This window comes from Streptomyces sp. 15-116A, assembly GCF_025290915.1.
GTDB lineage: Bacteria > Actinomycetota > Actinomycetes > Streptomycetales > Streptomycetaceae > Streptomyces.
The window spans coordinates 1-17,800 of sequence record NZ_JAOCQE010000126.1 but is presented as its reverse complement, the minus strand read 5'-3'; the positions used below and the strand labels follow the sequence as shown (position 1 = coordinate 17,800).

Annotated in this window: 19 protein-coding genes and 2 pseudogenes; 4 read left to right on the top strand and 17 right to left on the bottom strand. The window is 72.2% G+C overall.

The annotated features are described in order from the left end of the window. From N4P33_RS20320 to N4P33_RS20310, 3 genes and pseudogenes are all read right to left on the bottom strand, one after another. A pseudogene (locus N4P33_RS20320) lies at positions 1–310 on the bottom strand (alpha/beta hydrolase); the annotation flags it as partial. Between the two features lie 171 nt (positions 311–481). Beyond that, a complete protein-coding gene (gene kynU / locus N4P33_RS20315) occupies positions 482–1,687 on the bottom strand; it encodes a kynureninase (RefSeq protein WP_260828070.1) in 1,206 nt (401 codons plus the stop codon). Positions 1,688–1,691: 4 nt separating this feature from the next. Then, positions 1,692–2,531 carry a tryptophan 2,3-dioxygenase family protein gene (locus tag N4P33_RS20310; RefSeq protein ID WP_260828069.1) on the bottom strand — a complete coding sequence of 280 codons (840 nt, stop codon included), beginning with the start codon at positions 2,529–2,531 and terminating at the stop codon, positions 1,692–1,694. Between the two features lie 141 nt (positions 2,532–2,672). On the opposite strand from N4P33_RS20310, the gene N4P33_RS20305 reads away from it, so the two are divergent. Next, entirely contained in the window at positions 2,673–3,092 is a 420-nt protein-coding gene (locus N4P33_RS20305; protein ID WP_260828068.1) for a DUF3151 domain-containing protein, read from the top strand. A gap of 78 nt (positions 3,093–3,170) precedes the next feature. On the opposite strand, the gene fbaA is transcribed toward N4P33_RS20305, so the two are convergent. The 9 genes from fbaA to N4P33_RS20260 form a co-directional block, all read right to left on the bottom strand. Next, positions 3,171–4,193, bottom strand: coding sequence for a class II fructose-bisphosphate aldolase (gene fbaA, locus N4P33_RS20300; protein WP_260828067.1), 1,023 nt, complete (start codon positions 4,191–4,193; stop codon positions 3,171–3,173). A gap of 151 nt (positions 4,194–4,344) precedes the next feature. Beyond that, the gene (gene pyrE, locus N4P33_RS20295) at positions 4,345–4,893 is read right to left on the bottom strand and encodes an orotate phosphoribosyltransferase (RefSeq protein ID WP_260828066.1); all 549 of its coding nucleotides are present in this window, start codon (positions 4,891–4,893) and stop codon (positions 4,345–4,347) included. Between the two features lie 10 nt (positions 4,894–4,903). Further along, positions 4,904–5,692: an aldose 1-epimerase gene (locus N4P33_RS20290; RefSeq protein ID WP_260828065.1), complete on the bottom strand. Its 789-nt coding sequence runs from the start codon at positions 5,690–5,692 to the stop codon at positions 4,904–4,906. A gap of 58 nt (positions 5,693–5,750) precedes the next feature. Then, on the bottom strand, positions 5,751–6,653 hold the full coding sequence (locus N4P33_RS20285; protein WP_260828064.1) for an SRPBCC domain-containing protein: 903 nt from the start codon (positions 6,651–6,653) through the stop codon (positions 5,751–5,753). A 55-nt stretch (positions 6,654–6,708) separates the two neighbouring features. Continuing rightward, positions 6,709–7,386: a response regulator transcription factor gene (locus N4P33_RS20280; protein WP_260828063.1), complete on the bottom strand. Its 678-nt coding sequence runs from the start codon at positions 7,384–7,386 to the stop codon at positions 6,709–6,711. Further along, positions 7,387–8,691: a sensor histidine kinase gene (locus N4P33_RS20275; RefSeq protein ID WP_260828062.1), complete on the bottom strand. Its 1,305-nt coding sequence runs from the start codon at positions 8,689–8,691 to the stop codon at positions 7,387–7,389. A 246-nt stretch (positions 8,692–8,937) separates the two neighbouring features. Continuing rightward, positions 8,938–10,560 carry a polyamine aminopropyltransferase gene (locus tag N4P33_RS20270; protein ID WP_260828061.1) on the bottom strand — a complete coding sequence of 541 codons (1,623 nt, stop codon included), beginning with the start codon at positions 10,558–10,560 and terminating at the stop codon, positions 8,938–8,940. 120 nt (positions 10,561–10,680) lie between these two features. Beyond that, a complete protein-coding gene (locus N4P33_RS20265; protein WP_260828060.1) occupies positions 10,681–11,199 on the bottom strand; it encodes a DUF2617 family protein in 519 nt (172 codons plus the stop codon). Between the two features lie 387 nt (positions 11,200–11,586). After that, positions 11,587–11,868 (bottom strand): hypothetical protein, encoded by a 282-nt coding sequence (locus N4P33_RS20260; protein WP_260828059.1) that lies wholly within the window; start codon positions 11,866–11,868, stop codon positions 11,587–11,589. 203 nt (positions 11,869–12,071) lie between these two features. Between N4P33_RS20260 and N4P33_RS20255 the strand changes: the two genes are divergently transcribed. From N4P33_RS20255 to N4P33_RS20245, 3 genes and pseudogenes are all read left to right on the top strand, one after another. Next, the gene (locus tag N4P33_RS20255; RefSeq protein WP_260828058.1) at positions 12,072–13,262 is read left to right on the top strand and encodes a pyridoxal phosphate-dependent aminotransferase; all 1,191 of its coding nucleotides are present in this window, start codon (positions 12,072–12,074) and stop codon (positions 13,260–13,262) included. An 89-nt stretch (positions 13,263–13,351) separates the two neighbouring features. Then, complete coding sequence (locus tag N4P33_RS20250; protein ID WP_260828057.1) at positions 13,352–13,798, top strand: hypothetical protein; 447 nt, start codon at positions 13,352–13,354, stop codon at positions 13,796–13,798. Between the two features lie 95 nt (positions 13,799–13,893). Beyond that, a pseudogene (locus N4P33_RS20245) lies at positions 13,894–14,131 on the top strand (aminotransferase); the annotation flags it as partial. Between the two features lie 6 nt (positions 14,132–14,137). Here N4P33_RS20245 and N4P33_RS20240 read toward each other — a convergent pair. The 5 genes from N4P33_RS20240 to N4P33_RS20220 all read right to left on the bottom strand — a co-directional run bounded on the left by N4P33_RS20240 (position 14,138) and on the right by N4P33_RS20220 (position 17,593). Further along, the gene (locus N4P33_RS20240) at positions 14,138–14,938 is read right to left on the bottom strand and encodes a hypothetical protein (RefSeq protein WP_260828056.1); all 801 of its coding nucleotides are present in this window, start codon (positions 14,936–14,938) and stop codon (positions 14,138–14,140) included. Between the two features lie 216 nt (positions 14,939–15,154). Beyond that, positions 15,155–15,415 carry a hypothetical protein gene (locus tag N4P33_RS20235; RefSeq protein ID WP_260828055.1) on the bottom strand — a complete coding sequence of 87 codons (261 nt, stop codon included), beginning with the start codon at positions 15,413–15,415 and terminating at the stop codon, positions 15,155–15,157. Continuing rightward, positions 15,405–16,061 carry a DUF433 domain-containing protein gene (locus tag N4P33_RS20230; RefSeq protein ID WP_260828054.1) on the bottom strand — a complete coding sequence of 219 codons (657 nt, stop codon included), beginning with the start codon at positions 16,059–16,061 and terminating at the stop codon, positions 15,405–15,407. The genes N4P33_RS20235 and N4P33_RS20230 overlap by 11 nt, the downstream gene beginning before the upstream one ends. Before the next feature lie 101 nt (positions 16,062–16,162). Continuing rightward, positions 16,163–17,095 carry a hypothetical protein gene (locus N4P33_RS20225; RefSeq protein ID WP_260828053.1) on the bottom strand — a complete coding sequence of 311 codons (933 nt, stop codon included), beginning with the start codon at positions 17,093–17,095 and terminating at the stop codon, positions 16,163–16,165. Positions 17,096–17,380: 285 nt separating this feature from the next. After that, the gene (locus N4P33_RS20220; RefSeq protein ID WP_260828052.1) at positions 17,381–17,593 is read right to left on the bottom strand and encodes a DUF397 domain-containing protein; all 213 of its coding nucleotides are present in this window, start codon (positions 17,591–17,593) and stop codon (positions 17,381–17,383) included. Positions 17,594–17,800: the final 207 nt, after the last annotated feature.

The following is a 17,800-nucleotide window of genomic DNA, read 5'->3' as shown; positions in this document are numbered from 1 at the left end:
CCTCCCCCGCGCCCCGCCGGTACTCCACACTGGCCACGGCGAAGCCCCGGCGGGCCAGGAACGCGGCGAACGGGCTGAGGTGACGGCGGTCGTAGGGCGCGCGCCAGGCGCCGCCGTGCAGGACGGCGACCACGGGAGCGGGCCGGCCGTCGGCGTCCCCGGCACGCGGCGCGTAGAAGTCGATCACCTGGTCCGGGTCGTCGCCGTAGGCCGCCGTGGCGACGGGATCGACGGGCGCGTGGGAGAACGCCGACTCCTCCTCGGCGGCGGCCCGGGCGGCTGCTGCGGCGGTGTCTGCGGCGTCCGACATGTCCCAACCTTCCAGCGATGAAACCTACTCGGCGGACCGGCGAGGAGACCCGCCGTCGGCCGGGACGGTATCAGGCCGCACACCCGCGCCCACATGGGGATGTCACGCTCGGTCACTCGGGCCAGGGGGCCGCCCCCGGCGGACACCAGAGGCGGCCCCCAAGGACGATTCCTAGGCGCCGGCCTCCGCCAGCACCTCCGCCAGCACCCGCGCCGCCCGCTCCACGTCCGCGAAACCGACGTACAGCGGGGTGAAGCCGAAGCGCAGGACGTCCGGGTGGCGGAAGTCGCCGACCACGCCCCGCTCGATCAGCCGCGGCATGACCTCACCGGCGTCCGGGCAGCGCAGGGCGATCTGGCTGCCCCGCTCGGCGTGGTCCCGGGGTGTCACGCACTCGACGCGGCCCTCGGGGACGTACGCCTCGACGCACTCCAGGAAGAAGTCCGTCAGGGCCAGGGACTTCGCCCGTACCGCCTCGATCGAGACCCCGTCCCAGACCTCCAGCGCCGCCTCCAGGGCGAGCATGGACAGGATGTCCGGCGTGCCGACCCGCCCGCGCAGGGCACCCGGCGCCGGCTCGAAGTCCGGGCGCATGCCGAAGGGCTCCGCGTGGGAGTTCCAGCCGGGCAGCGGGGAGTCGAAGCGGTCCTGGAGGTCGCGCCGTACGTAGAGGTACGCCGGTGAACCCGGGCCGCCGTTGAGGTACTTGTAGGTGCAGCCGACCGCGAGGTCCACGCCGTGCGCGTCCAGGCCCACCGGCAGCGCGCCCGCGCTGTGGCACAGGTCCCAGACGACGTACGCGCCCGCCTCGTGCACGACGGCGGTGAGGGCGGGCAGGTCGTGCAGCCGGCCGGTGCGGTAGTCGACGTGGTTGAGCAGCACGGCGGCGGTGCGCTCCCCGAGCACGCCGGGCACCTCGGCCGGGGTGACGGGGCGCAGGGTGCAGCCGGTCATCCGGGCCGCCGACTCGGCGATGTACCCGTCGGTGGGGAAGGTGGTCGCGTCGACGACGATCTCGTCACGCGCCGCATCCCGCTGCCGCGCGAGGCGCACCGCGCCCACAACCGCCTTGAACACGTTGACACTTGTGGAGTCGCCGACCACGATCTGCCCGGCCGCCGCTCCCACGAGTGGCGCGATCCGGTCGCCGATCCGCTCGGGCGCCGTCCACCAGCCGCCCTCGGTCCAGGACCGGATGCGCAGCTCGCCCCACTGCCTGCGGACCACGTCCTCGACCCGGCCCGGAACGGCGGCGGGCAGCGCGCCCAGCGAGTTGCCGTCCAGATAGACGACGTCATCGAGGACGAACTCACCCCGCTTGGCGGCCAGTTCGTCGGCCCCGTCCAGCTTCTCCGCCTTCATCCTCAGCTCAGACATGGACTCAGACATACGACCGCGCCGTCCACAGCTCGGGGAACACGTTCTTCTGCGCCCGCTTCTCCAGCCAGGCCACCCCGGCGGAGCCGCCCGTGCCGGCCTTGGCGCCCATCGCACGGCGGGTGGCGACCAGATGGTCGTTGCGCCAGCGCCACACCAGCTCGGCGACGTTCGTCAGCGCCTCGCCGAGGCGGGCGAGCTCGTCGTTCTCGTCACCGGCGTAGACGGCCGTCCAGACCCGCTCCACCTCCGGCGACGGCTCGTAGCGCCGCGACACGTCCCGGCGCAGGACCTCCTCCGGTACGGCGTGCCCGCGCCGCGCGAGCAGCCGCAGCACCTCGTCGTACAGGCTCGGCTCGTGCAGCGCCTTCTCCAGCTCGGCGTGCACCCGCGGGGCGCCCCGGTGCGGGACCAGCATGGACGCGGACTTCTCGCCGAGCAGGAACTCCATCCGCCGGTACATCGCCGACTGGAATCCGGAGCCCTCGCCGAGGGCGGAGCGGTAGGAGTTGAACTGCTGCGGGGTGAGCTGGCCGAGCGGTTTCCAGGAGGCGTTCAGCGCCTCCAGCTCCCGCACGGACCGCTTCAGCGCGGCGACCGCGGTCGGTACGTCGTCGCCCCGCAGCGCCTTCGCCGCCGTCTCCCACTCGTGGACGACGACGGTGAACCACAGCTCCATCACCTGGGTGGTGACCAGGAAGACCATCTCTCCGGGATCGTCGGAGAGGGTGTGCTGCAGATGGGTGAGGACGTCCGCCTTGACGTAGTCCTCGTAGGGGGTCGTCCCCTGGAAGTCGAGATGCGGGGCCTCGGACTCGTGAGTCTCGTGAGCCTCTTGGGACATCGCTGTCTCCTGAACATGCACTCCGGGTAGCGGTCCGCCCCTGCCGTTACCGGCACGGGGGCCCCGGTCCCCACGGTGCATCCTCCGCAATGGTCCCCCACGATCGCAAGGTCCGCCTGTCCGAGTGGCAGACTGGCGGGCATGACGACGCACAAGAACCTGCTCGGCGGGCCCGATCCGACGTATCTGCCGGAGAACGAGGACGCGTACCGGCTGCTGGGTGAGGAGTCCCGGCCTCCGGTGGAGGTCGCGGCGGCGCATCCGACGTTCTCGCTGGCCTGGGCGATGCTCGCCGACGACGCGTTCGAGGCGGGCCGGGTCGTCGAGTCGTACGCCTACGCGCGCACCGGCTACCACCGGGGGCTGGACGCGCTGCGCCGCGCCGGCTGGAAGGGGCACGGGCCGATCCCCTGGGAGCACCGGGCCAACCGCGGCTTCCTGCGCTGCCTCGCCGCCCTCGCCCGCGCCGCCGGGGAGATCGGCGAGCAGGACGAGACGGAGCGGTGCTGGCAGTTCCTCAAGGACAGCAGCGAGGAGGCGTACGCCGAGCTGAAGCGGTGAGCCGGCCGCGACCCACGCACGCACGAGAGCCCGGCACCGCTCGTCCGCGGTGCCGGGCTCGGCGCGTGGGCCGGACGGCTACTTGAGCTTGGTGCCCGTCGAGCGCAGGTTCCCGCACGCCTCGACGACGCGGGCGGCCATCGACGCCTCGGCCAGCTTGCCCCAGGTGCGCGGGTCGTAGGTCTTCTTGTTGCCGACCTCGCCGTCGACCTTCAGGACGCCGTCGTAGTTGCGGAACATGTGGTCGGCGACCGGACGCGTGAAGGCGTACTGGGTGTCCGTGTCGATGTTCATCTTGACCACGCCGTTCTCCAGCGCCGTGCGGATCTCCTCCTCCGTGGAGCCGGAGCCGCCGTGGAAGACGAAGTCGAACGGGGACGCCTTGCCGAACTTCGCGGCGACGCCCTCGTTGAGCTCCTTCAGCAGCTCGGGACGCAGGACGACGTTGCCCGGCTTGTACACGCCGTGCACGTTGCCGAAGGACGCGGCGAGCAGGTAGCGGCCCTTCTCGCCCAGGCCCAGCGCCTCGGCCGTACGGATCGCGTCGTCGACGGTGGTGTAGAGGGAGTCGTTGATCTCGTGCGAGACGCCGTCCTCCTCGCCACCGGTCGGGGTGATCTCCACCTCGAGGATGATCTTCGCGGCGCGGGTGCGCTCGAGCAGCTCCTGCGCGATGGAGAGGTTGTCGGCGAGGGTCTCCGCCGAGCCGTCCCACATGTGGGACTGGAACAGCGGGTTGCGGCCGGCCTTGACGCGCTCCTCGGAGACCGCGAGCAGCGGACGTACGTACCCGTCGAGCTTGTCCTTCGGGCAGTGGTCCGTGTGCAGGGCGATGTTGACGTCGTACTTCTCGGCGACGATGTGCGCGTACTCGGCCAGCGCGACCGCGCCGGTCACCATGTCCTTCTTGTACTGGCCGCCGAGGAACTCCGCACCGCCGGTCGAGATCTGGACGATGCCGTCGCTCTCCGCCTCGGCGAATCCGCGCAGTGCCGCGTGCAGGGTCTGGGACGAGGTGACGTTGATGGCCGGGTAGGCGAACTTGCCTGCCTTCGCCCGGTCGAGCATCTCGTTGTAGACCTCGGGAGTTGCGATGGGCATCTGTCCGCTCCTTAGCGTTGCGGGTTGGCGTGGTGCGTTCTGTCGGCCCTGACCTGGAACCTTGGATGCGACGTCATTGTCGGTCACATCCTTCCAGACTCCGCCGGAAGGTCCATCCCGCCGTCCGCGGGCTGGGCGGTCGGCCGGCCGGTCAGTCCAGGCCCAGCTCGTCCTTGGAGTAGGCGAACAGGTACGGCACCCCCGCGCCCTCCTGGATCTTCTCGGCGGCGCCGGTCGCCCGGTCGACGATGGTCGCCACGGCCACGACCTCCGCACCGGCCTCCCGCACCGCCTCGACCGCGGTGAGCGGGGAACCGCCGGTGGTGGAGGTGTCCTCCACGACCAGGACCCGGCGGCCCTTGATGTCCGGGCCCTCCACACGGCGCTGCAGCCCGTGCGCCTTGGCGGCCTTGCGGACGACGAACGCGTCCAGCCTCCGGCCGCGCGCCGCGGCGGCGTGCAGCATCGCCGCGGCCACCGGGTCGGCGCCCATGGTCAGCCCGCCCACCGCGTCGAAGTCCAGCTCGGCGGTGAGGTCGAGCAGCACCTGCCCGACCAGCGGGGCCGCCTCACCGTCGAGGGTGATGCGGCGCAGGTCGACGTAGTAGTCGGCCTCCAGACCCGAGGAGAGGGTCACCTTGCCGTGCACCACGGCCTTGTTCTTGATCTGCTGCAGCAGCGCGCCGCGTGTGTCCGTCATGCCTGTCAGCTTAAAGCCGGGTCCAGCTCCAGGTCGTCGAGGCCTCCAGCGGCTCCAGCGGGGTGACCAGGCGCGGGAGGGTGTTCAGCCCGTTCGGCGGCCCGGTCTGCGGCTCCACGCACACGGCCTCGCGCTGCTCGTCGTAGATCACCACCCACTCCTCGCGGCTGGTCACCCTCAGCTCCAGCTGCCCCGGCCAGGTGAGGGTGACGTCGACGCCGCCGGGCATGCCGAAGCAGTCGTCCCAGGGTCCGGGCTTCGGGTCGAGGCGCTGCCCGGTCGGCAGATGGTCGGCGCCGCGCTCCTCCTGCCAGGCGGGTGTGAAGTCGATCCGTACGTCCTCGCCGCCGAGGTTCCGGTTGAACCAGGGGTGCCAGCCGATCTGCGCCGGGAAGGAGGACGCGTACGTCTCCACGCTCATCGTGAGCGTGAGGGCGTCCCCGGTGAGCGCGATCTGCTGGGTGACCCGGCCGGCGTACGGCCACGGCTCGACGAGGTCGTACGTCAGGACGGCCTCGTCGGTGCTCGAGCGGGCGGTGCGCCAGGCGGCGTCGCGCCCGGTGCCGTGGATGGCGTGCGGCGGGGCGTTGAGCGGCAGCTGCTGGACGGTGGCGCCGTCGCGGAAGCGGCCCTCACGGACCCGGCCGCACCAGGGGACCATGGGGAAGGAGCCGTAGCGCTCGCCCTGCCGCAGCAGCTCGACGCCGCCGACGCGCAGCCCCGAGACCCGTCCGCCGTTGCCCGGCACGACGGTCACCTCCGCGTCGCCCGCGGTCAGCGTGATGTCTTCGTTCCTCACGTGTCGACCCTACTGGGGTGATCAAGAGGGCCTCGCCGGGCGCGTGGAGAACGGGTGTTCAGCGCCGGCGGCGCAGCGCCCTGATCGCCACGACGGCGGAGGCCACGGCGAGCGCGGCGGCGGGTGCCGCCCAGCGCAGGGAGGTGGGCGGCGAGACGGTCTGGGGTGCGGGCACGGGGGCGTACCGGCCGCGCGGCGGGGCGTGGTCCACCTCCTCGGCACTGCGGCCGATCATCGTGCGGCGGGCGTGGGCGGCCTCGGCGACGCCGTCCTCGGCGCCTTCGAGATCGTCGTCCTGGAGGGCGGGGTCCAGCGAGGGCGGAGGGACCTCGGTCTCGAAGACGGAGGGGGACTCGGGCTCGGCGGCGGGCTCGGACTCGGGGGGTTCTTCAGAAGAGGAGGCCGAAGGCGCGGGTGGGGGCGTCGCTGCCGGCGGCGGGGTGTCGTCCGCATCCGGGGTGGTCTCGAAGTCGCTGGTGGCCCGGGGTTCGAAATCGCCGGTCCGCAGGAGCTCGGGTGACTCCCCCTCGTCCTGCTCCCCGGCCTCGGCGCCCAGGTTCTCCGCGAACCGGTCGATCAGCCGGGACACCGCCGACGCCACCGCGTCCGCCGCGAGCTCGGTGATCCGCCCGTCGGCGCTGCCCGTGCCGTCGACCGAAAGAGTGGTACCGCCGTCGGCGTCCCGCAGGCGCAGCCGCAGCGCCAGCTTCACCGAGCCGCTGCCCCGGGTCTCGGCCGCGTCGCCCTCGACGGCGTAGGAGCCGTCGTCCTGGCCGGTCACGCGCAGGGTGCCACGGTAGGTGATGGAGTGACTGCCGACCCGTACCTTCAGCCGCCCGGCGACCGGCTCCGCACCGGCGTCGTGCTGGAGCCCGGGAACCGCCCGGGCGACCCGCGCGGGGTCGTCCAGCACCTCCCTGAGCCGCTGGGCGGGAACCGGAACGAACACCTCGTGCTCCATGACAGCGGAGCCTACCCAGTGACGGCCGGAACGCACCCCCTCCGGCGACGGCCGGTCACCCCCCTGACGCGCCCGGCGTCACGAGCCCCGTCTCGTACGCCAGCACCACCGCCTGGGCGCGGCTGGCCAGGCCCAGTTTGGCCATGGTGCGGTTGAGGTGGGTCTTGACGGTGGCCTCGCTGATGAAGAGGCGGTCGGCGGCCTCCGCGTTGGTCAGTCCCCGGCCGACCAGGGTCAGCACCTCCACCTCCCGGCCGGTCAGCGCCTCCAGGCCGGGCGGCGGGCCGGTCTCGGGCGGGGCGGCGGCCCGGCTGGTGTACGCCTCCACCAGGCGCCGGGTGACAGCGGGCGCGAACAGGGCGTCGCCTCCGTGCACGGCCGTGACCGCGGCGAGCAGCCGGTCCGGGCCGGCGTCCTTGAGCAGGAAGCCGGAGGCGCCGACGCGCAGCGCGCCGTAGACGTACTCGTCGAGGTCGAAGGTGGTGAGCACGAGCACGCGCGGGGCCGGGTCGGTGGCCTCGGCGAGGATGCGCTCGGTCGCCTCGATCCCGGTCATGCCCGGCATCCGGATGTCCATGAGGATCACGTCCGGGCGGGTCCTGGCGGCCACGGCCACGGCCTCGGCGCCGTCCGCCGCCTCGCCGGCGACCTCCATGCCGGGCGCGGCACGCAGCAGCGCGACCAGCCCGCTGCGCACGAGGAACTGGTCGTCTACGACGAGCACTCTGATCATTTAGCTGGCGGTGTCCCCCCGGTGGGCGGTCCGCGCCGACGTCGGCAGGGTCAGATGGACGCCGAATCCCCCTTCGGGGCGCGGGCCGACGGTGATCGTCCCGCCGTAGAGCTTGGCGCGCTCCCGCATCCCGATCAACCCATGACCGCCCTGCTCCCGCAAACTGTCCTGATCCGCCCCCCGTCCGCCACCGCGGAAACCCCGCCCGCCGCTCGCCCCGGACGCCCGAAGGCCACGCCCGTCCGCACCGGATGCGTGAAACCCACGCCCGTCCGTACCGGATGCCCGCAAGCCACGGCCCTCCGTACCGGACGCCCTGAAGCCACCCCCTCCCGTCCCGTCGTTCACCACCGACACCGCTATCTCCCCCGCCCGGTACGCCAGTTCCACCGCGGCCGTCGCACCGGGGGCGTGTTTGAGGACGTTGGTCAGAGCCTCCTGGACGACCCGGTACACGCACAGCTGGACGCCGGGTGCGAGGGGACGGGGATCGCCGGTCACCTGCAGGGAGACGGCGACGCCACCCGCACGGACCCGGGCCACCATCTCCGCGAGCTGGTCGAGTCCGGGAGCCGGTGCGCCCTCGGCCGTCGGGGCGCCGTCGGCGCGCAGCAGGCCGAGCATCCGGCGCAGTTCGGCGAGCGCCTCGCCGCTGGCACCGGTGATGGTGTCCAGCGCCTCGCGGGCGGTGCCCGTGTCGGAGTCGAAGACGAACCGGGCGAGCCCGGCCTGGACGTTGATGACGGCCATGTGGTGGGCGACCACGTCATGCAGCTCGCGGGCGATCCGCACCCGCTCCCCGGCCACCTCGCGCCGCGCCCGCTCCTCCTGCTCGGCACGCAACTGCCGGGTCAGTTCGGTGGTCCGCCGCGCGTCGTGCCCGAACTTCCACAGCACGGACGGGAATCCGACGGCCTGGGCGACGACGGACGGCATGGCCTCGCTGTCGCTGACGACCCCCGCGTAGATCCACACCCCGGCGAGCAGGACGGCGCACGGCACGACGGTACGGGTGGGGCGCAGGGAGGCCACGGTGTACAGGGCGAGCATGGCCGCGAAGGAGTTGACCACCGGCCAGTAGCCGAGGGTGACATAGCCGGTCCACAGGACGTGCACGGCGAGGCAGACGGCGACGGGCGCCCGGGTGCGCACCACCAGCGGCAGGTTGACCAGGGCGACCAGCAGCCAGGCGAGCGGGTCGAGTGGCTGCCAGCCCTGCGTCTCGGCCTCGGTTCCGAGCAGCATGGCCACGGCGGCGAGCGCCAGGGCGATCAGACCGTCGCTCGCGAGAGGGCGGATCCGCATCGCCGCAGCGTAACGCCGGTGCCCGGGCGCGGGCGTCCCCCGGACGCCGTACCGCGAGAGGTGGAGGAACCACGCCCCGTACCGCAGGAGTTGGCGGCGGATTCCACTCGGTGCGGGATTCGGCCGACCGGGGCGCGGCCGTAGCTTCTGGTTTCTGAGCCACACCGGACGGGGGGTGCAGGGCGGCCCGTCCCGCCTCTGGGGGGAGGCGGGGCGGGCCGCCGCACGCCGTCGCCGGGGCGCCGGTCAGCGTGTGTAGCGGGGATGGACGAGGCTCGACGGCGGCAGGCCCGGGATGCGGGTGTGGGCGACCTGGTGGGCCGCGGAGGCGAGGGAGGACTCCGTGAGCGTGCGGGGGCGCGGGGCCGAGGGGTCGAGGCGGAGGGCGGGAGTCGTGCGGGAGGCCAGGATGAGGCCGCGGTCGTCCGTCCGGTACGGCACCGTACGGAAACCGGCCGCGCGCAGGGTCGCGTCCACGGTCCAGTAGGTCCGGGGAGGGGAGGACATCGGGCCGGTGTGCACCACGAGCCGCCCGCCGGGGGCGAGGACGTGCCGGGCCAGGCCGTAGAACTCCTCGGAGTACAGCTTGGTGGTCTCGGTGACCCCGGGATGGGGCAGGTCCGCCACCACCACGTCGTACGCCGCCGGGGGCGCGCCGCGCAGCCAGTCGAAGGGATCGGCGGTGGTCACCGTGACCCGGGGGTCGTCCAGGGAGTGACGGTTCAGCGCGGACAGCGCGGGGTCGCTGCGCGCCAACCGCACGAGCCCCGCGTCGAGTGCGACGACCTCGACCCGGTGCACCCGCGGATGGCGCAGCACTTCACGGGCGGCGAGTCCGTCGCCGCCGCCGAGGACGAGCACGCGAGCGTGCGCTCCGGTCATCGCGGGGCGCACCAGCGCCTCGTGGCGCCTCAGTTCGTCACGGCCGCTGACCCGCAGCCGCCCGTCGACGTACAGCGCCAGCGGCCGGCCGTCCCGCCCGCCCGTGAGCACGACTTCCTGCACCTCGGTGCGCAACGCCACCCGGACGTCGGAGCCGTACAGGGCGTGCCGTGCGGCCCGTTCGAAGTCGTCGACCAGGGCGGTGGCCGAGGCGAGCACCGCGAGGACGCAGACGTTGGCGGCGATCAGCAGCCGTCGCGCGCGGCGGGTGAGGTCCTGCCGGAACAGGCCCAGCACCAGCGCCCCGCCGACGACCGCGTTCACCGCGCCGGTGATCAGCGCTCCGGTCAACTGGCCCAGGAAGGGCAGGAGAAGAAAAGGGAAGGCCAGCCCCCCGACGAGCGCGCCCACGTAGTCCGCGGCGAACAGGTCGGCGACCGCGCCGCCCGCGTCCTGGCGGCGGATCCGCTGGATCAGCTCCATCAGCAGCGGCACTTCCGCGCCGATGAGCAGCCCGGTGGCCAGTGAGAACGCGACGAGCAGCACGCGCGGCCCGTCGGCCCACAGTCCGCCCCAGTCCCCGGTCCAGGCGAACACGGCGTACAGGGCCATCGCGCTGCACCCGCCGACGAGCGCCAGCACCGCCTCGACGGCCCCGAAGCCGGCCGCCGCGTGCCGGCGCAGCCGCTTCGCGGCCAGCGAGCCGATCCCCATCGCGAAGACCATCACGGACAGCACGACGGATGCCTGGGTGACCGAATCGCCCATCAAGTACGTGGCGAGCGCGACCAGTTCGAGCTCGTACACGAGTCCGCACGCCGCACAGACGAACACGCCCGCGAGGACGAGGAACCGCCCGGTGGCCTGCCGCACCGGCAGCCGTGCGGCCCCGCCGGGACCGCTCCCGCCGCCGGACCCCACGGTGCCGCCCGGCCCGCTCCCGGGCCCCGCGGAACCGGGCGGCGCGGGTGCCTGCGGTTCGATCATCCTGCGACGGTACGTCACGCCTTCGGCGCGAAGCGTCACCCACACGTGTGGTGTTTGTTTACACCTGCCCGATTTTGGTATGAGCAAGCGACGCCTCGCCGGGGAGGGGCGAGCGGCCCCTCACACCGCCGCGGCCACCCGCGTCCCGACCTTCGTCCGGGTCGCCACCAACTGCCCGTCCTGCGGATAGGCGTGCCAGGTGCGCCAGTGCACCTGGCCCTCGTGGTGGTGGGCGAGCATCGCGGTGAACGCGTGCGGGCTGCCCGGGAACACTCCCGCGAGGCCGTGCGGATGGTCGGCGACCAGGGCGAGCAGCTCCTGCGCCCGGCCCGCGAAGGACCCGGGCGACAGTTCCTCCACGCGCGCGGCGAACTCGTACTCCCAGTCCCCCACCCGCTTGGCGATGCCCAGCGGAAGGGGCGTGCTGCTGCCCGCGATGCAGGCGACCGTCTCCGAGCACAGGCCCCGCTCCTCCTCGAGCAGCACCTGGTGGGAGGCGCCGAGGAGTCTCAACTGGAGTTTCACCCCGGCCAGTTCCAGATCGAGCGTGGCCAGCGCGGGAAGCGGCTCGCGTCCCAGTGCCCAGGCGAGGTCGGCCGCGCGGGTGTCGGTGTAGGCGGTGTTCAGGGTCGTGAGCATGGATCGGCTCCGCAAGCACACAAAGAGAGGAAGAAGAACGGGCCCGCTGTCCCCGGTCCCGCCGGGGGTGCGGCCCGTCAGCCCGGTCGGCCGGTCGGGATGGGTCCGCAGGGAGTCCGAGGGCTGCTTTCGTGATTTAGAGGGAATCATGAACTGTGAGGCCGCCACAGCGTTTTTACCCAACTTCGTGGGCTTTCCATCCCCCCGGGGGCTCCACAGCTCAACTGTTCAACCACGACGCGCGCCCCTACGACACGCCGCGCGCCCCTGTGCCACCCCACCGGGTGGTCACGCGCCGGCACCGAACGGCACAGCGGGGCCCGCCCCAGGCGCGGACCCCGCTGTCGCGGATGCGTTCCCCCGGAAGGGGAGGCGTGCTGCCCCGTGTCAGCCGCCTCCGCCGCCGCATCCGCCGCCGCCCCCGCACGACGACCCGCCCCCGCAGGACGAGCCGCCGCCGCTGTCGCTCCCGGAGCTGCAGGACGCCCCGACGGCTCCGCCACCGGCCCACCAGCCGCCGTCGCTGCTGCTGCCGCTGCTGCTGCTTCCGCGACGGCTGTACGGCCGGCCCCGCATCCGGTCCGCCCGGCGGGCGGCACGGCGTACGGCGCTCACGACGAGCACCACGAACACCGCGAAGATCAGAGCGAAGATGATGCCGACGGTCATGGCGTCACCGTCCTTTCGAGTCCCCCGTGAATCCCCCGAAGCAGCCCCCCGTGGGTGCCTCGTTCACGTGCGTGGTCGGGAGATGCCCCTCCCCGTCACGACCCAAAGCAGAGTTGAGCAACTTCTGAGGTCCGCTGATCCGCCGTGTCAGGGAAGCCGTGTCGAGGAAGCCGTGTTGAGGAAGCCGGGACGTTCGGCGGAGGATGACCGGCATGACCTCCAGTGCGCGCCCGCTCCTGAACCGCCGGCTGGCGGAGTTCGGGACGACGATCTTCGCCGAGATGTCCGCCCTCGCCCTGAAGACCGGGTCCATCAACCTCGGCCAGGGATTCCCCGACACCGACGGCCCCGAGGAGGTCAGGGAGGCGGCGGTACGCGCCCTGCGCGACGGCCGCGGCAACCAGTACCCGCCGGGCCCCGGCATCCCCGAGCTGCGCACGGCGATCGCCGCCCACCAGCAGCGCCGCTACGGCCTGTCCTACGACCCCGACACCGAGGTCCTGGTCACCGCGGGCGCCACCGAGGCGATCGCCGCCGCGCTGCTCGCCCTGGTGGAGCCGGGCGACGAGGTGATCGCCCTGGAGCCGTACTACGACTCGTACGCGGCCTGCATCGCGATGGCGGGCGGGCAGCGCGTCCCGGTCACCCTGCGCCCGGGTGAGGGCCGCTTCCGCCTCGACCTGGACGAACTGCGCGACGCCGTCACCGACCGCACCCGCCTGCTGCTGATCAACACCCCGCACAACCCGACCGGCACCGTCCTCACCCGCGAGGAGCTGGCGTCCATCGCCGAGCTGGCGGTCGAGCGGGACCTGCTGGTGGTGACCGACGAGGTCTACGAGCACCTGGTCTTCGACGACGCCGAGCACGTACCGCTGGCCACCTTCCCGGGCATGCGGGACCGCACGGTCAGCATCGGGTCGGCCGGCAAGACGTTCTCGTTCACCGGCTGGAAGGTCGGCTGGGTCACGGGCACACCGGCGCTGGTGACGGCGGTGCGCTCGGCGAAGCAGTTCCTGACGTACGTCTCCGCGGGCCCGTTCCAGTACGCGGTCGCCGAGGCACTGGCGCTCCCGGAGTCGTACTTCACCGCCTTCCGCGAGGACCTGCGGGCCAAGCGGGACACCCTGGCCGCGGGCCTGACGGAGGCCGGCTTCTCGGTCTTCCACACGGCCGGCACGTACTTCCTCACCGCCGACATCCGCCCCCTCGGCGAGACCGACGGCATCACCTTCTGCCGCGCCCTCCCGGACCGCGCGGGCGTCGTCGCCATCCCCACGGCGGTCTTCTACGACCACCGCGAGCAGGGCGCACCCTTCGTCCGCTTCGCCTTCTGCAAGAAGGAGCCGGTACTGAGCGAAGCAATCACCCGGCTTCAAGGGCTCAGGACGTAGCTTCCCTCGCGGACGCATGCCGCACCGCCCGGAAGAAGGGCAGTCGGTGGAACATCCAGTGCGGTCGCCCGCCTCGCAAGGAGCCGTACATGACCGACAAGCTCAGCCGGCGCCTGGCGCCTGTCCTTCTCCTCCTCCAGGTGACCTACGTGCTCCTGCTGACGGTGGCAGTCATGGTCCTGACGCCGGACACGGCAGAACTCGACCATCCAGACGCCTCAGCCATGGAAACGATGCTCGTGCCTGTCGCCACCATCGGCATCATCGTGGCTCTGGCCGGCGCAGCCGCGCTGATGGGGCTGGAGCAGGTACGCACGCGCACTCCGCGGATCGTGCGGGCGGTGTGGCTGGCGCTTGTGGCCCTGGGGCAGCTCGCCATCGCCGGCAGGGCGCTGCTCAATGTCCTCAGCCAGCCGTCTGGCCCGGACACCGTGATCGGGACGCTCATGATCGCGGGCGCGCTGTATGTCGCCGTCGCGTGTGCGCTCGAAGTGCGAGGTTCATCAGGCCCGACCAGACAGCCCGCACACGGCTGAACGCGGCCGGCACCAGCTATGCCCAGTGGCGCCCACGGCCTCGGCCGGGGGCGCCACTCGGTTTCCGGCACCGTGTTCCGCGAGGTCCTGCGGACGCCAAGCGGAGCACCCTGACGGCAGGTCTGAGGGACGCGGGCTTCTCGGTCTTCCGCACGGCCGACACGTACTTCCTCACCGCCGACATCCGCCCCCTCGGCGTCGTCGCCATCCCCACGGCGGTCTTCTACGACCACCCCGAGGCAGGCGCACCCTTCGTCCGCTTCGCCCTTCTGCAAACAGAAGGGCGTACTGGAGGAGGCGGCCCGGCGGCTGAAGGGCGCGGCGATCAGCTGAGCGAGGCTACTCAGCCCTGGGCGACCCCAGCCATGTCTCGAAGTCACTCAGCAACTCGCCCATAGCACCGAGGGACATAGGTGACGACTCGTACTGTATGGAGAGGTTGACCTCGTACAGCTTGTAGGCGGGCTCAGTCTCCCGTGCTGCCGCGCATGCTGCCGCCAGGACCTCGACTGCGCGTCCCCGATCACCGGCTTCCACGGCCTCCACGAGGTCGGGCCACAGTGTGTCACCGATGTAGTCGACGAGTTCCATGATGTGGGCGCCTGCGCGGCTGGCGCGGTCCTTGATCGCTTCTTGCCGGGCATCAGCACGATCCTCGGCCCGCTGGGAGTCCCGCTCGTCGTCGTCCGCCCAGGTGTGATCGCCCCAGATCTCTTCCCAGCGCTGTTCAGCCCGCGCCAGGGCGGCCTCGAACGCGCGATCCAGATCCTCCTGAGTGAGACGGGGATGCTCTCCGACATCGTCGCGTGCGAAGAGCGACAGCGGCAGCCTGAGGTCGGGCACGGGGGTGTCATCGCGCAGTGCGGTGAGCAGCAGCACGGCATCGACAGCGGGAAGGACCTCCTCCGCGTCCACCAGTCCACGCAGGGACGAGAGGGATTGTTCGACGGCCATGTAGTCGTACTCGGCGATCTGGTCGTCGAGATCGCCGTGAAGCTCGAGGAGAGCAGTGCCGACCGTCTCAATCTCGTCCATGCGTGCCGCGATCTCCATGTCGAGACGCTCCACGATCTGCCGCAGCTCGCGGGCGCCGCTCGCCTCCTCTTCGAGCTTCGCCACCGCATTCGCCAGATCACCCATCGCGTGCCCCCCTGTCCCAGCCGCCGCCGAGTCCCGTCGAAACAGATTCATGACCAAGGCCGTCCGAGCCGCTGTCATCCGGCCACCCGAGCCGTGTGGACGTGATCAACCGAGTGCGGACCGTCCGCCCGTCACGGCGGCCAGGTGCGCTCGATTCGGTCACGTCGGACCGCGTAGGCCGCGGGGCCGCCCCTGCCCACGGCACGGTGGATCGCCTCACGGTGCGCGTCGAGCCGCTCGACCATCTCGGCACTGCGCAACTGCTGGTTGTCGAGGTAGAAGAGAACTGCCTCCCGCTCGAGGACAGGCCGGATCTCCAGGCTGATCGAGACCGTGAGCGATCCACTCCTCGTCGGCCACGTCCTGTCCGTCGTCGGGGAAGACGTCCCCGATGCGGTGAACGGTCCAGCCACACGCCCGCAGCCCTTCCGCGACCCGACGTCCGAGATTGCGGTCGAGAAAGAACTCAGGCGGCAAGGCGCACCACTGCCCGGCACAACGCGTCCACCTGCTCGGGCGTCATATCGAAGTCGTACGCGATGTCCTCGACGCTCTCCCCGGCCTCCCACAGGTCGGTGATGGCGTCGACCGCTACGCGATTCGCGGCCACTACGGGCCTCCCGTGCCCGAATCTGGGGTCGATCACCACGGGGACGGAGTCCGGGTACTGCCTGAGCCGCAGGCTGGAGGGGAAGTCGTCGTCGGGCTCCCAGTTCAGGTAGCCGAGGTAGTCGGAGACCACCTCGTGGATGGGGGCCTGACCGTCGCGGGCTCTGCGGAGATCCCCGAGACCGTGCTCGACGAAGATGTCCACGCCGTCGGTCGCGATCCGCTTCGACACAAGCCCGTAGGGGGTGGCGAAGGCATCCCGCACGGCGGCGGCTGCTTCCCTGATCTCACTCATACGGAGCCCCAGGGTGCGCAGGGAGCGAAGGACGTGTGCCTCGGCCACCGCGATGAACGGCACCGAGGGCTGCCCCTTGCGCAGCGGCTCGACCTGATGGACCAAGGGCGCCCCGGCGGCCCTGCCCTTCAGCCACGAGTGGAGCGTCGACTGCGGAATCTCCAGGTAGGAGGCTGTTTCCGCCGGAGTCAGAAGTCCGTCCCTGAACCTGTCGACCATGCCCCACCTCCTCCTGCCGTCCTGCCCGGTACCCGGGTTCGCATCGTCGCACATCAAGCCTCCCATCCCAGGCCCGGACCGCACACCCGCCCACCAGCGGCTCAGGAGGCCGCACGGAGACGACTCGCAGGTTCTCGGGACCGGCATTCCCGGCAGTGTCCGGGTTGCGGCGCGCGGAAGGCACGCTCACAGCCGTCGCAGGTCTGGAAGGGCGGTACGGCGGCTCGGCGGGGCGGGCTTTCGGCGAGCGGGCGCGGAGGCGGTGCGGGCAGAGGCGTCTCCCGGAGGCGGTAGGCGAGGAGGCCCGCCGGGCGGGTCAGGAAGTGGTCGGGGAGCCCCGCGGTCAGCTGTGCGGTGATCTGGGAGGGGGCGACACCGGCCTCGAGCCACCGGGCGACGGCCGGCGCCAGCCGCACGGCCTCCCGCTCGGACAGGACGAGACGTGGATCGGCGCGGCGGAGCGAGGCCAGAACGGCGACTGCCCGGGGGTCGGCCTCGGAGAGTGTCGCCGGGTTCTGTGACTGGTCCCGAGCGTGAGCCGGAGCGGGGTCGGGGGCCACTTCCGGGGTGGTCGTCGCGTTCTCGGCTGCGGACGCGTTCTCGGCTGTGGGCGACTTACGGGGCCGGGGCCGGGGCGGCTTCGGCGGCTTCGGGGGATCCGGCGGCCCGTCCGGGTCCGCGCCGCCGCCGGGTACGTCGTAGAAGTACGTCCGGGTGTGGACCTGCCCGGTGGGCGTTCGCTCCCGGCGGCGCTCCAGGTATCCGGCCGCTTCGAGCTCCCGGAGCGCTCGCGAGATCAGGATCTCGCCCTCGCTGAAGTGCTCGCACAGGGTGCTGATGGTCACGGAGGAGCTGTCGGGCAGGGAGGAGATGTACGCCGCGACACCGACCGTGACCGCGCTGCCGCGTCGCTGGGCGAGGGCGTTGGAGATCACCGTGAAGTCGGCCGTCAGCCGGGTGCGTACGTGGATCACGCCGGAGGTCGGAGCTCCGGCGTCGGCGCGCAGGGGCGCGTTAGACTGCGGGTCAGCCATCGGGAAGTCCTACTCACTTCCTGATCGGTCAGGCCCTCGATCGGGATTGCCGTCCCGGCCGGGGGCCGTCGTCTGTGTGCGGTTGTCGCGGCGAACGTAACCGCCCGCGTCCCGCGCCTGCAAGCCGGTCACCCGGACGGGTGACGTCGGGCTTCCCGGCGGGGAGGGTGGGTGGGCGGGTAGTTCTTTCCCCCGGTTCTTTCAGGAGGTCAGCGGCCCGCCGGGCCCTCGCGGACAAGGGCCCGGCGAGCCCGGAAGACGGACGGCGACCGGCGCCCGGCCGGCTCAGGGACGGTGGTGGTCGGCCTTCAACTCGCCTATGAAGGCGGACCAGGCGGCGGCGTCGAAGCACAGGGCCGGACCGTGGGGGCCCGCCTTGCTGTCACGGACGGGCACGATGGCCCGGAACCCGTCAGCGACCTCTACGCAGTCGCCGCCCTCCTGATTGCTGTAGCTGCTCGTGCGCCAGGCGGCGCCGGTCAGATCGGGACGGAACATTCGCGCCACGGTAGTTGCCCCCCATCGTGGACCGCATGGTGTCCGTGGACGGGTTACCGCACCTGTGAAAAGAGCGCGGCCCGGTAGCCGGCGGCCCCTGAGGGGGCCGGCTCCGGGCCGGGCTGCGGGACGTGCTGCGGGCCGGGCTCGCTCCACGCGCGGCGCGTACCCGCCGGTACGCCCGCGTCGCCGCGTGCGGCGGTGGCC